The organism is Methylobacterium sp. Leaf361, from assembly GCF_001424445.1.
Classification (GTDB): domain Bacteria; phylum Pseudomonadota; class Alphaproteobacteria; order Rhizobiales; family Beijerinckiaceae; genus Methylobacterium.
This window is the reverse complement of the sequence record NZ_LMPY01000067.1, coordinates 1-14,039: the sequence shown is the minus strand read 5'-3', so window position 1 is coordinate 14,039 and position 14,039 is coordinate 1. Positions and strand designations below refer to the sequence as shown.

At 70.9% G+C, this 14,039-nt stretch carries 14 protein-coding genes and 3 rRNA genes; 6 read left to right on the top strand and 11 right to left on the bottom strand.

What is annotated here, in order from left to right; translation table 11 throughout:
* Positions 1–166 precede the first annotated feature (166 nt).
* Positions 167–1,561, top strand: coding sequence for an ATP-binding protein (locus tag ASG32_RS28395; RefSeq protein WP_056532995.1), 1,395 nt, complete (start codon positions 167–169; stop codon positions 1,559–1,561).
* 12 nt (positions 1,562–1,573) lie between these two features.
* Here ASG32_RS28395 and ASG32_RS28390 read toward each other — a convergent pair whose 3' ends face one another.
* Complete coding sequence (locus ASG32_RS28390) at positions 1,574–1,879, bottom strand: hypothetical protein (RefSeq protein WP_026605442.1); 306 nt, start codon at positions 1,877–1,879, stop codon at positions 1,574–1,576.
* Positions 1,880–2,057: 178 nt separating this feature from the next.
* Between ASG32_RS28390 and ASG32_RS28385 the strand changes: the two genes are divergently transcribed.
* Together ASG32_RS28385 and ASG32_RS28380 are read left to right on the top strand one after the other, a co-directional pair.
* Positions 2,058–2,249: a hypothetical protein gene (locus tag ASG32_RS28385; RefSeq protein WP_026605443.1), complete on the top strand. Its 192-nt coding sequence runs from the start codon at positions 2,058–2,060 to the stop codon at positions 2,247–2,249.
* Positions 2,250–2,272: 23 nt separating this feature from the next.
* Positions 2,273–3,454, top strand: coding sequence for a pyridoxal phosphate-dependent aminotransferase (locus ASG32_RS28380; RefSeq protein WP_056532992.1), 1,182 nt, complete (start codon positions 2,273–2,275; stop codon positions 3,452–3,454).
* A 189-nt stretch (positions 3,455–3,643) separates the two neighbouring features.
* Here ASG32_RS28380 and ASG32_RS28375 read toward each other — a convergent pair whose 3' ends face one another.
* From ASG32_RS28375 to ASG32_RS28365, 3 genes are all read right to left on the bottom strand, one after another.
* Positions 3,644–4,708: an esterase gene (locus ASG32_RS28375; RefSeq protein WP_026605444.1), complete on the bottom strand. Its 1,065-nt coding sequence runs from the start codon at positions 4,706–4,708 to the stop codon at positions 3,644–3,646.
* 111 nt (positions 4,709–4,819) lie between these two features.
* A complete protein-coding gene (locus ASG32_RS28370) occupies positions 4,820–5,332 on the bottom strand; it encodes a DUF533 domain-containing protein (protein ID WP_056532988.1) in 513 nt (170 codons plus the stop codon).
* A gap of 69 nt (positions 5,333–5,401) precedes the next feature.
* Positions 5,402–5,737 (bottom strand): hypothetical protein, encoded by a 336-nt coding sequence (locus ASG32_RS28365; RefSeq protein ID WP_056533374.1) that lies wholly within the window; start codon positions 5,735–5,737, stop codon positions 5,402–5,404.
* Between the two features lie 249 nt (positions 5,738–5,986).
* On the opposite strand from ASG32_RS28365, the gene ASG32_RS28360 reads away from it, so the two are divergent.
* Positions 5,987–6,871 carry a transglutaminase family protein gene (locus ASG32_RS28360; RefSeq protein ID WP_056532985.1) on the top strand — a complete coding sequence of 295 codons (885 nt, stop codon included), beginning with the start codon at positions 5,987–5,989 and terminating at the stop codon, positions 6,869–6,871.
* A 3-nt stretch (positions 6,872–6,874) separates the two neighbouring features.
* Here the strand turns inward: ASG32_RS28360 and ASG32_RS28355 are convergent, their stop codons facing one another.
* Positions 6,875–7,903, bottom strand: coding sequence for an alpha/beta hydrolase (locus tag ASG32_RS28355; protein ID WP_020096357.1), 1,029 nt, complete (start codon positions 7,901–7,903; stop codon positions 6,875–6,877).
* Between the two features lie 190 nt (positions 7,904–8,093).
* Here ASG32_RS28355 and meaB point away from each other — a divergent pair, with 190 nt between their 5' ends.
* Together meaB and ASG32_RS28345 are read left to right on the top strand one after the other, a co-directional pair.
* Positions 8,094–9,080: a methylmalonyl Co-A mutase-associated GTPase MeaB gene (gene meaB / locus ASG32_RS28350; RefSeq protein WP_056532982.1), complete on the top strand. Its 987-nt coding sequence runs from the start codon at positions 8,094–8,096 to the stop codon at positions 9,078–9,080.
* 144 nt (positions 9,081–9,224) lie between these two features.
* Positions 9,225–9,602, top strand: coding sequence for a CsbD family protein (locus ASG32_RS28345; RefSeq protein ID WP_056532979.1), 378 nt, complete (start codon positions 9,225–9,227; stop codon positions 9,600–9,602).
* A 70-nt stretch (positions 9,603–9,672) separates the two neighbouring features.
* Here ASG32_RS28345 and ASG32_RS28340 read toward each other — a convergent pair whose 3' ends face one another.
* From ASG32_RS28340 to ASG32_RS34645, 6 genes are all read right to left on the bottom strand, one after another.
* Positions 9,673–10,458, bottom strand: a complete 786-nt coding sequence (locus ASG32_RS28340; RefSeq protein ID WP_056532976.1) for a 3-hydroxybutyrate dehydrogenase — start codon at positions 10,456–10,458, stop codon at positions 9,673–9,675.
* A gap of 72 nt (positions 10,459–10,530) precedes the next feature.
* Positions 10,531–12,039 carry an ATP-binding protein gene (locus tag ASG32_RS28335; protein ID WP_056532973.1) on the bottom strand — a complete coding sequence of 503 codons (1,509 nt, stop codon included), beginning with the start codon at positions 12,037–12,039 and terminating at the stop codon, positions 10,531–10,533.
* On the bottom strand, positions 12,036–12,731 hold the full coding sequence (locus ASG32_RS28330; protein WP_056532970.1) for a response regulator transcription factor: 696 nt from the start codon (positions 12,729–12,731) through the stop codon (positions 12,036–12,038). The genes ASG32_RS28335 and ASG32_RS28330 overlap by 4 nt, the downstream gene beginning before the upstream one ends.
* Before the next feature lie 466 nt (positions 12,732–13,197).
* A 5S ribosomal RNA gene (gene rrf, locus ASG32_RS28325) occupies positions 13,198–13,313 on the bottom strand.
* 266 nt (positions 13,314–13,579) lie between these two features.
* Positions 13,580–13,695, bottom strand: a 5S ribosomal RNA gene (gene rrf / locus ASG32_RS28320).
* A 192-nt stretch (positions 13,696–13,887) separates the two neighbouring features.
* Positions 13,888–14,039: ribosomal RNA gene (locus ASG32_RS34645) — 23S ribosomal RNA — on the bottom strand; the annotation flags it as partial.

Sequence of the window (14,039 nt, the reverse complement as noted above, 5' to 3'; positions counted from 1 at the left end):
AGCGCGGCGGAGGCCTCGAAGGAGCCCTCCAGCCGGCCGCGCGATCCCTGGAGCCCTCCTTCGAGGCCCGCTGGCGCGGTCACCTCAGGATGAGGGCGTGGGGTGGACGTTTCGCTGAAACCGAGGCCCCTTTCGCCCGATGGGCCCGGCCCCGGCGCCCAGCCCCATGAACGCCCCGGACCCCGCCCTCGCCCGGGCGCTCCGGAAGGATCCGCCGCGCTCGGGCCCGCGCCGCCTGTGGAAGCGCGTCAGCCGGGCGATCGGCGACGTCCTGCCGAAGGGCCTCTACGCCCGCTCGCTGATCATCATCATCGCGCCGGTCGTCCTGCTCCAGTCGGTGATCGCCTACACCTTCATGGAGCGGCACTGGCAGCTCGTGACCAAGCGCCTGTCGGCGGCGGTCACGGCGGACGTCGCCGCGCTGATCGACATCTACGAGAGCTACCCGCAGGACAAGGATGCCGAGACCCTCGCGCGCATCGCCGGGGAACGGCTGAACCTCGACCTCGACATCCTCAAGGGCGCCAAGCTGCCGCCCCCGGGCCCGCGCCCGTTCTTCTCGATCCTCGACGAGGCCCTGTCCGACGAGATCAAGCGCCAGATCCGAAGACCGTTCTGGATCGACACGGTCGGGCGCTCGAACCTCATCGAGATCCGCGTGGCGATCCCCGACGGGGTGATGCGCATCACCGCCCGGCGCAGCCAGGCCTACGCGTCGAACTCGCACATCTTCCTCGTGTGGATGATCGGCTCGTCGCTGGTGCTGCTCGGCGTCGCGATCCTGTTCCTGCGCAACCAGATCAAGCCGATCCTGCGGCTCGCGGCCGTGGCGGAGGGCTTCGGCAAGGGGCGCGAGATCGAGTTCCGGCCCCGCGGTGCCCGCGAGGTGCGTCAGGCCGGCCACGCCTTCATCGAGATGAAGCGGCGCATCGAGCGGGCGATGGAGCAGCGCACGACGATGCTGAACGGCGTCAGCCACGACCTGCGCACCATCCTGACCCGGTTCCGCCTGTCCCTGGCGCTGATCGAGCAGACCGAGGAGATCGAGGATCTCAGCCGCGACGTCGACGAGATGAGCCGGATGCTGGAGGGCTACCTCGCCTTCGCGCGGGGCGATTCGGCCGAGCCCGCGACGCCCACCGACATGCGCGCCCTGCTGGAGGACCTGCGGACCGACGTCGAGCGCCTCGGCGCCCACGTCTCCGCGGTCGATCTCGCCGGCGCGCCCGAGGTCACGGTGCGGCCGGGCGCCTTCCGGCGCTGCCTGTTCAACCTCGCCGCCAACGCCGTCCGCTACGGCGAGACGGTGGCGATCTCCGGCCGGCTGGAGGCCCGGACCTTCCTCGTCTCGATCGACGATGACGGGCCCGGCATTCCGGCGGAGAGCCGCGAGGACGTGTTCAAGCCGTTCGTGCGGCTCGACGACGCGCGCCAGGATGCCGGCGGCTCCGGGCTGGGCCTGTCGATCGCCCGGGACATCGCCCGGGCCCACGGTGGCGACATAACCCTGCACGACAGCCCGCTGGGTGGCCTGCGGGCCACCGTCCGGGTCCCGGCCTGAGCCGGATCCGGCTCAGGTATCGGCGGGCCGGCGCAGGCGCAGGAACTCGGCCTGCACGTTGCGGATCAGGTGATCCATGCTCGCCTCGTCGAGGGCGGCGCTCGTCAGCCGGGCGCGCAGGCCGGCCTCGCCGTTCCAGGCGTAGCCGGCCTCGAACGGCAGGTGGCGCCGCAGGAGCGGGCTCACGACCGACTCGCGCCGGTAGGCGGGATGTCGCAGCAGCCGCCCGATATGGAGCGCCAGCGTCTCGACGCTGGAGGATCTGGAGCCTGAACTCCCAGCTCCCTTGCCTTTCGAATCGACCGATGCCCAACGCATACGTGTCCGCCCTCCCGGAGACGCCACTGTTGCGCGAAATGATTGCGCATCCATGAGCGTTCGGGCGAGCCGGCGAAAAACTGCAGCTCGCGGGGTCCCAACCTTCGCAGCACGGTGATATGCAGGGGCGCTTTCCCAGGGCCGCGGTCAGCCGCGCGCCGGATCCCGAGTGCCGAACATGAACCCGCTCGTCCCGCTCTTCGCCCTCATCTCGCTGCCGCTCGCGGCCATCGGGCTCGTGCTCTACACCGATGAGGGCATCAACCCGGACCTGTTCTACGCCTCCGTGAAGACCTTCGTGATCCTGGGCGCGATCGCCGCGGCGATGTCGTTCGGCGCGATGAAGCTCTCGGAGCGGTCCAAGCACTGACGTCCCACCGCCCGGAGGGCGCGATGCTGCACGTGGTCCCGGCCTTCTCGCGCATCGGCGAGGAGAACGCCTTCGCGGTTCTGGCGCGGGCCCAGGCCCTCGCCGCGCAGGGTCGGGACGTGATCAATCTCGGCATCGGCCAGCCGGACATGCCCACGCCCGCCCACGTGGTCGAGGCGGGGATCAAGGCGCTGCGCGACGGACACCACGGCTACACGCCGGCGGTCGGCATCCCGCAGCTCCGCGAGTCGGTGGCCCGCGACATCCACCGCCGCCACGGCGTCGAGGTCTCGCCGGATTCCGTGATGATCGTGCCGGGCGGCAAGGTCACCATGTTCATGGCGATCCTGATGTTCGGCGCGCCCGGGACCGAGATCCTGTATCCGGACCCCGGCTTCCCGATCTACCGCTCGATGATCGAGTTCACCGGGGCGACGCCCGTGCCGGTGCCGATCCGCGAGGAGAACGGCTTCGCCTTCTCGGCGGCCGAGACCCTGGCGCTGATCACGCCGAAGACGCGGCTGCTGATCGTCAACTCGCCCGCCAACCCCACCGGCGGCGTGACGCCGAAGGCCGAGATCGACGCCCTGGTGAAGGGCCTCGCCGAGCACCCCGATGTCGCGGTGCTGTCGGACGAGATCTACGGCACCATGACGTACGACGGCGAGACCCACCACTCGCTGCTGAAATATCCCGAGATCCGCGACCGGCTGGTCTACCTCGACGGCGCGTCGAAGACCTACGCGATGACCGGCTGGCGGCTCGGCTGGTCGGTCTGGCCGAAGCCGCTCTACGACGCGGCGCGCAAGCTCGCGGTCAACGCGCATTCCTGCGTCAACGCGGCGACCCAGTGGGCCGGTATCGCGGCGCTCGACGGACCGCAGGATTGCGTGGCCGAGATGGTCGCCGAGTTCGACCGGCGACGGGCGATCGTGGTCGACGGGCTGAACGCCCTGCCGGACGTCTCCTGCATCGCGCCCAAGGGCGCGTTCTACGCCTTCCCGAACATCGCCCGGACCGGCTGGAAGGCGAAGCCCCTGGCCTCGACCCTCCTGGAGGAAGCGGGCGTGGCGGTGATCGGCGGTCCGGATTTCGGCGTCCACGGCGAGGGCTACCTCCGCCTGTCCTACGCCAATTCGGCCGAGAACATCCGGAGGGCGCTGGAGCGGATGGGCACGTTCCTCAGCGCGCACAGGCCGGGCTGAGAAGACGCCCGGTCACCGACCTCGGCAGGGACGCCATCATCCGCGCCGCCGTCCTCGCGAGGGCGGCGAAGCGATCCAGTCGCCGCGACGACCGCCGAAGCTGGGCAGCCCTGGGTCACTTCGCAGCGCTCGCGATGACGGTTGTGGCGACCGAACCGTTTGAACGCACACCGGTTCGACCGGCACGCCTCAGGACTTGCCGGGCGCCCGCTTGTCGATCCAGCCGACCAGCCAGTCGGCGATGTCGAGGCTGTTCTTGTCCTGCATCAGCATGTGCGAATTGCCGTGGATGCCGATCTCGGGCAGCAGGATCAGCTCCGCCTTGCCGCCCGCGGCGTTGGCGGCCGCCACGAAGCTGCGGCACTGCTTGAGCCGCGGCGCCCAGCGGGGCGAGGCGTCGACGTAGTCGCCGAACAGGACGAGGATCGGCAGGTCCTTGTAGGGCGCGAGGTCGTCCTTGGCCGGGTCCGGGCAGGCGGCCGGCTCGATGGCCACGATGGCGCGCAGGCCGGTCCGATCGAGGGCGGCGGTCTGGAACGGGTAGATCCCCGACTGCGAGTGCGAGATCAGCACCGCGCCCTTGAGCCGCTTGGCGAGCTCCGACAGGGCCGGCACGGTCGGGTTCGGCACCGGCAGGGCGGCCGACCAGTCCGGGACCATCTGCTTCCAGAACTCGCCCTGGGCCTCCAGGGGGAACTGCATGCCGGGGAACACCTTCGGGTATTCCGGCCCGAACCGGAAGATCGCCCAGGCCGGCTCGCGCCCGGCCGAGAACACGGCCGGCAGCGTCTTGGGGTCGGCCTGCCCCGTCTTCACGGCGTTGATCTGGGCCGGGCTCGCCGCCGAGCGGCCGCGCCAGGCCTGGTCGATCACGTAGGTCGGGAAGCCGCGCCGGACGAGATACTCGTCCCAGCCCATGCGCCCGTCGGGCGTCGTCTCCCAGGTCTTGCCGGTGAGGCAGCAGCCGTGGATCAGGACCAGCGGCGGCCGTCCGGCATTCACCGGGACCTGATAGCGGACGTAGATCTGGTCGACGCTGATCGTGCCCGACGGCGCGTAGGCCGGCAGCGTCGAGAGCGTGTCGGACTGGACGTCGCGGCCGCCGACGAAGAAGCTGCCCTGCTCGGCGATCGTCAGGGGGCCGGCGGCCGGATCGGCCGCGCGCGCGGAGCCGCCGGCGATCAGCATGGCTGCGACCAGCGCGCAGGCCCGCCGGCGGGCGCGCCCGGGCGCGGGCACTGACAGTCCTGCCATGAAATGTCCCGTCCTCCCGCGCGCGGGCCGTCCACCGGACCCGTCGTCGCGCGGGAGCCTAGCACGAAGCTCGGCCGCCGTGGGAGATCCGCCCTTCGGGCAGGTTGCCAGTCAGGCTCCGATGTCGCGCTCGACACGCTCGACCGCCTCCGCGGGCAGGTCGAGGGCCTCGGCCAGCATCTTCAGGAACTGACGCTCCTGGAGCGTGTCGGGCTCGATGGCGAGTCGCGCCGCCGCGAAGATCCGCGCCGCCGCGTCGGGATCCGCGACCCGGTCGGCGATCGCGTCGACGTCGGCCGGGTCCGCGAGCTCGCGCTCGAGCCAGGCTCGACCGTCGGGATCGAGGCCCGCCTCCGCCACGGCGGCGTCGAGGCGCTGGCGCTCCGCGGCGTCGACCATCCCGTCGGCCGTCGTGGCCGCCACCATGGCCCGCAGCATCAGCCGGGCCTCGTCCTCGTCGACCGTGGTGAAGTCCGGCCCCCCGGCCTCGGGCGGGGGCGCCCCGCGCAGCGCCCGGTAGGCGAGGCCGCCGATCAGCGCCAGTCCGCCGAGGGCGGCACCGGCGGCGAGCCCGCCGCGCCTCGACCGCACGAGCGCGTCGACGATCCGTCTGCTGTCAGCCATGCCGTCCTCCCGGGATCCGATCCAGATCGGATCGGAAACCTCCCGGGAGGCGCTCGGGTTCAGCCGCGCTCAGGCGTCGGCCTCGTCCTCGTCCTCGTCGATATCCACGAGGAAGACGATGTCGGCCTCGTCCTCATCGTCCGAATCGGTCCCGGTGTGGCGCGGATCCTCGACGAAATCACCCTCGCCGTCGTCCTCGGCGAGGGCGTCCTCGAAGATCTCGACCTCGTCCTCGGTGGCGGCCCGGACCGTGAGCGCCGACGTGCCGTTCCAGACCGGCTTCCCGCCGGTCGTCATGGTCCGGATGTCTTCCTTGAAGCCGTCACAGGTGAAGAGGTCCTTGGCGGACGCCTCGTCGCTGTTGATCACCGCAACGGCGGTGCCGTCGATCTCGAGCGTGAACATGGCCGGCATCCCTCTCGTAACCGTCCTCAGGCGCGCCCGGTCAGCGGGCTGGCGCACGGGTGCGACGCGCTGCCCCGGGAAGAAACGTCTCGGTTTCGTCCGTCTGACAGGAGCGTCACGCGGGGATGCTGTAGGGGTGAAGCGGACGGCCGCCAAGCCCGTCGCGGCCCGACCCGCACGATTCGGCGCGGCACGGATCCTGCGCCCATCGGGGCGGCCACAGTCTCGAACACGAAGGATCACCCGCGCATGCGGATCAGGCTCGGCTGCGAGATGCGCTACGCCTTCCCCTACCCCGTGCCCATGGTGGTGATGCTCAACGTGCATCCCTCCGGGGCGGCCGCCCTGGAGGCGCCCGACACGCTCCGGACCGATCCGCCCGTCCCGGTGGCGATCTACCGCGACGGTTTCGGCAACCTGTGCGGCCGGCTGACCGCGCCCGCCGGCAACTTCACCGTCGGGACCGACGCCGTGATCCGAGACAGCGGGAGGCCCGATCCGGCGCACCCGGAGGCCGCGCAGCACGCGATCGAGGCGCTGCCCGCCGAGACGATCGTGTTCCTGCTCCCCAGCCGCTACTGCGAATCCGACCTGCTGGCCGACGCGGCGTGGCGCCTCTTCGGCCATACCGAGCCCGGCTGGGCCCGGGTGCAGGCGGTCTGCGACTTCGTCCACGCCCACATCGCGTTCGGCTACGAGTTCGCCCATCGCGACCGCACGGCCGCGGACGCCTACGCGGGCGGGCGCGGCGTCTGCCGGGACTTCACCCACCTGGCCGTCGCGTTCTGCCGCGCCCTGAACATCCCGACCCGGTACTGCACCGGCTATATCAGCTTCATCGGCGAGCCCGAGCCGCACCCGGCGGGCGACTTCGCGGCCTGGATGGAGGTCTACCTCGGCGGCGCCTGGCACGTGTTCGACCCGCGCAACAACAGCCCGCGGATCGGCCGTGTCATGGTCGCGTACGGCCGGGACGCCGCGGACGTGCCGCTGACCCACACGTTCGGACCGAATCCCCTGGTGGGCTTCCGGGTCTGGGCCGACCGGATCGACCACCTGGACTCCTCGGGCGACGCGCCGGTCCTGCCGGAGGAGCCCCTGCCGCCGCAGAGCATGGCGACACGGACCGGGTGAGCGTCAGACGCCGGCGCCGCGGGCGATGGCGCGCTTGACCACGCCCTGGACGTCCGGGTTCGAGAGGAACAGGTCGTGGTTGATCAGGCCGCCGCCGTAATCGGAGGCGTCGGCGACGCGCACGCCGAGCGCCTCGAGCTTGGCGCGATCGGCGGCGCCGGCGCGCACGCCCCCCGCCAGCGCGGCGGAGAGCTCGAGCGCCCGGTCGTTGGTCGAGGAGATCACGGTGATCTTCGAGACGTCGGGTCCCATGCGGGCGACGCCGTTGGAGAACAGGTCGAAGTCGATGTCGGGGGCGGCCAGCACCACGGCGCCGATCCGCGACATCGCCGCCTCGCCCGCCTCGGCGCGGAGCATCCGCAGGGTCTCGAGGGTGAGGAGCGTGCCCATCGAGTGCGCGACGATGTTGATGCGGCCGCCGCTCGGCGAGGCGGCGAGCGCCTTCAGCAGGTCCTCGAAGGCGTCGCGCGACCAGAGGGCGCTCTCGCGATCGTAATTGTAGTCGAGGGTCGCGGCCGCCGACGGCCACGTGAACAGGCCGGAGACGCCGCGGAACCGGATCCCGTCCGAGAGCCGGGCGGCGCTGACCGCGGCCGATTCGAACGATTCGCGGTAGCCGTGGACGTAGATCAGCACGTCGCGTCCGAGGGCCGCCTGGGCGAAGGCCTCGGCGGCGCCCGGTCCGGATTCGGATTTCGGAACCGCGCCGATGGTCCAGTCGCCGGTGATGACGGACGAGACCTTGCCGAGCAGCGAGCGGTCGGGCGGCGACAGGCGCACCTCGGCGAAGCTCAGGCCGCGGCCGCGGTCGCTGCTGAAATACGGCGGCCGGGGCGGGTTGCCCACGGGCTTGCGGGTCGTGGCGACCAGCAGCACCGGCATGACGTCGAGGGCCGACTGCTTCTCGGGCAGCGCCGCCCCGGACCCGAGGTCGTCGGTGACGCAGGCGCCGAGCGACGGGGCGAGGCCCGCGGCGCCCGCGAGCGCTCCGAAGCGAAGAAGGATGCGGCGTGAGACGATCTGGCTCGACATGATCCGGTTACGCTCGGGCGGGACGCCTTCCGTTGCCTAGGATCGTGACCATCGCGGGGCACGAGCGACGCGACGCGGCGTGAATAGCGGGCACGGCCGGGCTTGTGGTGGGCGGGACACAGGCCGGCGATCCCCCGACCCCGACGCTCTCCCCCTCGACGACGGCCGTCGCCGCGGCCATGAAGGGAGCATGACGCCGTCCACCGACATCGAGAGTCTCCGCGAGCGCCTGCTGCGCGGCGACCGCGCCGCTCTGGCCCGGGCCATCACGCTGGCGGAGTCCAAGCGCGCCGATCACCGGGCGCTGGCGGCGAACCTGATCGACTCGGTCCTGCCCGAGACCGGCCGGGCGATCCGCGTCGGCATCACCGGCGTCCCCGGCGTCGGCAAGTCGACCACCATCGACGCCCTCGGCTCGAACCTCACGGAGGCCGGTCACAAGGTGGCGGTGCTCGCGGTCGACCCGTCCTCCTCCAGGACCGGTGGCTCGATCCTGGGCGACAAGACCCGGATGGCGCGGCTGTCGCACGACCCCAGGGCCTTCATCCGCCCCTCCCCCTCCTCGGGCACGCTCGGCGGCGTCGCGGCCAAGACCCGCGAGACCATGCTGCTCTGCGAGGCCGCGGGCTTCGACGTGATCCTCGTCGAGACGGTCGGCGTCGGCCAGTCGGAGACGGCGGTGGCCGACCTGACCGACTTCTTCCTCGTGCTGATGCTGCCCGGGGCGGGCGACGAGCTGCAGGGCATCAAGAAGGGAATCCTCGAGCTCGCCGACATGATCGCGGTCAACAAGGCCGATGCGGGAGAGGCCGAGCAGCGCGCCAACGCGGCGGCCTCGGAATACCGGGCGGCGCTGCACATCCTGACCCCGGCCTCGGCCACCTGGACGCCGCCGGTGGTCACGATCTCGGGCTTCCACAACCTGCGCCTCGACGCGATGTGGGCGAAGATCGTCGACCATCGGGAGAAGCTCACGGCGACCGGCGAGATCCAGGCGAAGCGCCGGGCCCAGGACGTGAAGTGGATGTGGGCGCTGGTCGACGAGCGCCTGCACCAGCGCCTCGTCGGCTCCCCGGAGGTCCGTCGCCGCACGGCCGAGGCGGAGGCCGGCGTCGCCCGGGGCGAGACCTCTCCGGCCGCCGGCGCGGCGGCCATCGCCGAGCTGATCGGGCTCTGACCCGCTCCGCCGCCGCGATCGCGGGTCGAGGCGCACAATTTCGTGGCGATCGGGGGCACAAACGCCATCTCGCGCGTTCGGTGGACGACGGCGTAACGAGCGGCGCCGGTGTCGCGACGCCGCGCTCACGTCCAGGAGAGTGCCATGGTGGATACGGATCGGATCGTCGGCGGCGCCAAGGAGGCTGTCGGCAAGGTTCAGGGCGCGGCCGGCGACTTCGCGGGCTCCAACCGCGACTCGGTCGAGGGACGTTTCCGCGAGGCCCAGGGCCAGGCTCAGAACGTCTACGGCCAGGTGAAGGACAAGGCCCACGACATCGCCGACCGGGCCGGTGACTACGCGAGCGACGCCTACGAGCGCGCCGGCGACGTCGCGGAGGACGTCTACCAGCGGGGCGGCTCGTACCTGCGCGACGGGCGCAGCGCGGTCGGCGCCCGGGTGGAGGAAAATCCCCTGGTCGCGCTGCTGATCGCCGGCGCGGTGGGCTACGGCCTCGCCCTGCTGGTCCACGGCCGCCGTTGACCGGGAGCGGCCCCGCCCGGCACGGGCGGGGCCGCGCTTGGACGAGGCGCGCCTGTCGAGGCCGGTCGCGCTACTGCGCGGTCCAGCCCCCGTCCATGCTGATGTTGGCGCCAGTGATCTGGCTCGCCGCGTCGGAGCACAGGAACACCGCCAGAGCCGCCACCTGGTCGACGGTCACGAACTCCTTGGTCGGCTGCGCCTTCAGCATCACGTCCTCGATCACCTGCTCCTTGGTGAGGCCGCGGGCCTTCATCGTGTCCGGGATCTGCGCCTCCACGAGCGGCGTCCAGACATAGCCCGGCGAGATGCAGTTCACCGTGATCTTGTGGGGCGCGAGTTCCAGAGCCGCCGTCTTGCTCAGGCCCGCGATCCCGTGCTTGGCCGCCACGTAGGCCGACTTGAACGGCGAGGCCACCAGCGAGTGGGCCGAGGCCGTGTTGATGATCCGGCCCCAGCCCCGGGCCTTCATCCCGGGGATCGCCGCGTGCATCGTGTGGAAGGCCGAGGACAGGTTGATCGCGATGATCTGCTCCCACTTCTCGGCCGGGAACTCCTCGATCGGCGAGACGAACTGGATCCCGGCATTGTTGACCAGCACGTCGACGGCCCCGAAGGTCTCCTCCGCCTCGCGCACCATGGCGGCGATCGCGTCGGGCTTGCTCATGTCGGCGGCCGAGTAGCGGGCCTTGACCCCGTAGGCGCTCTCGATCCCGGCCCGCGTCTCCTCGATGGCGGTCGCGTCCCCGAACCCGTTGAGGACGACGTTGGCCCCCTCCGCCGCGAAGGCGCGCGCGATGGCGAGCCCGATGCCGCTGGTCGAGCCGGTGACGAGGGCGGTCTTGGTCTTGAGAGTCATGGAGCCTCCTGGGACGCGGGCGCCCGGCCGAACGGTCGGGGACGGCGCGCTCGCGGTGGGACAGGTCGCGACCTAAGTAGCGCGGGAAGGGGATGCCGGCACAGGGTCGCGCGGAGGCGGTGCGGGCACGATGTCACCGGCGGCCGGCTGCGGGCGCGGCGTGGCCGGAAACGCGATTTCGACCCGCAGGCCGGGCCCGTTATCGGCGAGCCGCAGGCTCCCGTGGTGCAGGCGCACGACCGCGTTGACGAGGCTGAGGCCCAGCCCGAAGCCCGGCCGCGAACGGGCGTCCTCGAGGCGCACGAACCGGTCGAGCACGCGGGCCCGTTCCGCCTCGGGAATGCCCGGACCGTGATCGGAGACGGCGAGGCGGATCGACTCCCCATCGCGCCACGCCTCGAGCGTCACGCTGGTCTCCGCGCCCGCGGATTCGGCCCCGTATTTCAGGGCGTTGTCGATGAGATTGGCCAGGGCCTGGCCGATCAGCTCGCGGTTGCCCGCGATCGTGAGTTCGTCCTGCGCGTGCACGGCGAGCGTCAGCCCCTGATCCTCGGCGAGCGCGTCGTACAGTTCGCCGACGCTCCGGACCGTCTGGCCTAGATCCAGCGGCACGAGGATCTCCCGGGCGGATCCGGCCTCGAGCCGCGCGATCATCAGGAGGGCGTTGAACACCCGGATCAGCCCGTCGCCTTCCTCGATCACGGCTTCCAGCGCCGCGCGCAGCTCCTCCGGCGTGGAGGCGCGGCGCAGGGCCTCGTCGGCACGGTTGCGCAGGCGGGTCAGCGGCGTCTTGAGGTCGTGGGCGATGTTGTCGGAGACCTCGCGCATGCCGCGCATGAGCTCGCCGATGCGCTCCAGCATCTGGTTGAGGCTCGATGCGAGACGGTCGAGTTCGTCGCCGTTCCCGGCCACGTGGAGCCGGTCGTCGAGATCGCCGGCCATGATCGCGCGGGTGGTCTGGGTCATGGCATCGACCCGGCGCAGCACCCGGCTCGCCGCCAGCCAGCCTCCGATCACCCCGAGGATCACGACGGCGGCGAGCGAGGTGATGAAGGCGCGCCCGATCACCGCCCGCAGCCGGTCGCGCTCCTCGGTGTCGCGCCCGACGAGCAGGCGGAACCCGCCCGGAAGGGTGAAGACCCGCACGATCGCCCGGTGCGCCTCGGCATCCGCGTCGTTGCGGCCGTAGCGCGTCTCGCTCTGGCCCGGCGTCGCCAGCACGGCGGCGGGCACGTAGCCGACATTGCCGACGACATGGTCGCCGCCGGCCGTGGTCACGAGGTAGAGCGAGGCGCCGGGCTCGCGGGAGCGCCGCTCCACCACGGTGATCAACCGCCGCAGGCCGCCGGCATTGTACTGTTCCGACAGCCCGTTGATCTCGGCGTCGATCGTGGAGACGATCTGGTCGTCGAGCACCGCGCGGGCGTTCCACGCGACGTAGCCGAGCGCCAGGAAGGCGCAGAGGGCGAAGATCGCGAGGTAGGCCAGCGACAGCTTGAACGCGGTGGTGCGGAACAGCTTCTGGAAACGCGCCGCCGCGGTCTCGCGGGCGATCGGCGCGTCGGTCCAAACCTCGCTCACCCAGCCGCGCCCTCGTCGTAGCGCAGCACGTAGCCGGCGCCCCGAACCGTGTGGATGATCGGCGACGCGAAGCCCTTGTCGAGCTTGCTGCGCAGGCGCGAGACGTGGACGTCGATGACGTTGGTCTGTGGATCGAAGTGGTAGTCCCAGACATGCTCGAGCAGCATGGTGCGCGTCACGACCTGTCCGGCGTGCCGCATCAGGTACTCGAGGAGCCGGAACTCGCGCGGCTGCAGCGGGATCTCGCGGCCGGCCCGGGTCACCCGGTGCGAGAGCCGGTCGAGTTCCAGGTCACCGATCCGGTAGCGCGTCTCCTCCGCGGAACCGGATCCGACCTGCCGCCGGGCCAGTGCCTCGGTGCGCGCCAGGAGTTCGGAGAACGCGTAGGGCTTCGGCAGGTAGTCGTCGCCGCCGGCACGCAGGCCCTTCACGCGGTCGTCGACCTGACCCAGCGCCGACAGGATCAGGGTCGGGGTCGCGACGTTCTGCTCGCGCAGCGACCGGATCAGCGACAGCCCGTCGAGCTTCGGCAGCATCCGGTCGACGATCAGCACGTCGTAGTCGCCCTCCCGGGCGAGCGCGTACCCGTCGAGGCCGTCATGTGCGCTGTCGGCTACGTGTCCGGTCTCGCGGAACGCCTTGACGAGATAGGCGGCCGCCTCGCGGTCGTCCTCGATGATCAGCAGTCGCATGGCCCCGTTCCATAGCGCGCCGCGCGGGTCGGGGGAACGTATCTCCATCAACATGGTCAAGCCGCTCCCCTCCCCCGTCGTGATGGACGGGCCGAGGCCGCGGACCTCGACCCGTCCCGAAGCGGCGCGCGGAGGACTCGGAGGGCGCGAGATCCGTCACCGGCTTCGTCCGCGTCGGCGATGGGCCACGCGCGGTTCGAGGATGATGGCGCGGGAGCAGTTACGAGATGCTCGCGGGAAGATGACTTCGCGGTAAGGCGGCCGCGGCGGGCTGGCCAACAGCGAAACGCCGAAGGGCCGCTCTCGGAGAGAGCGGCCCTTCGGCGTCGCGGATCGTGTCGAGGGAAGGTGTGTGTATTGCGATGGGCGGGTCTGGCGGCGACCGACTCTCCCGTGTCTTGAGACACAGTACCATGGGCGCTGGCGTGTTTAACGGCCGAGTTCGAGATGGTATTGCGATGGGCGGGTCTGGCGGCGACCGACTCTCCCGTGTCTTGAGACACAGTACCATGGGCGCTGGCGTGTTTAACGGCCGAGTTCGAGATGGGATCGGGTTCTGGGCACGCCGCTCAGGCCACCAGACCGGCGCATCGCAATTCGTTTCGGACTTGGCCGTCGCGGGTTGCGAGGCGCGTGTGTCCGGTTCGGCAAGCATGTTGGTGGCAGCGTCTGCTGCTGGTCTGTTTATGACCGTATCTCTGGCTTCGCCAGCCTTTGCGGCTGCCGAACCAGTCCGGACACGGATCACGAGAGCGATCAAGCCAATCGGGCGATTAGTACCGGTCGGCTCAACGCGTCGCCGCGCTTGCACCCCCGGCCTATCGACGTGGTCGNATTGCGATGGGCGGGTCTGGCGGCGACCGACTCTCCCGTGTCTTGAGACACAGTACCATGGGCGCTGGCGTGTTTAACGGCCGAGTTCGAGATGGGATCGGGTTCTGGGCACGCCGCTCAGGCCACCAGACCGGCGCATCGCAACTTTTTTGGCACTTGGCGGCGCAGGGTGCTGCGACGGCGAGTGYTKYGTTCGGCAAGCATGTGGTGACTGTCGTCGCGCTGTAGCGAGGACGGCCTCTGGTCTTCTTATAACCGTGGCTGTGTGCCCGTCACCCGCTTTGCAGCGGCTGCCGGTCACACACGGACACGGATCACGAGAGCGATCAAGCCAATCGGGCGATTAGTACCGGTCGGCTCAACGCGTCGCCGCGCTTGCACCCCCGGCCTATCGACGTGGTCGTCTTCCACGGCCCTCAAGGGAGGTCTCGTTTTAAGGGGGGTTTCCCGCTTAGTTGTGGGAGCCGTGTCCGG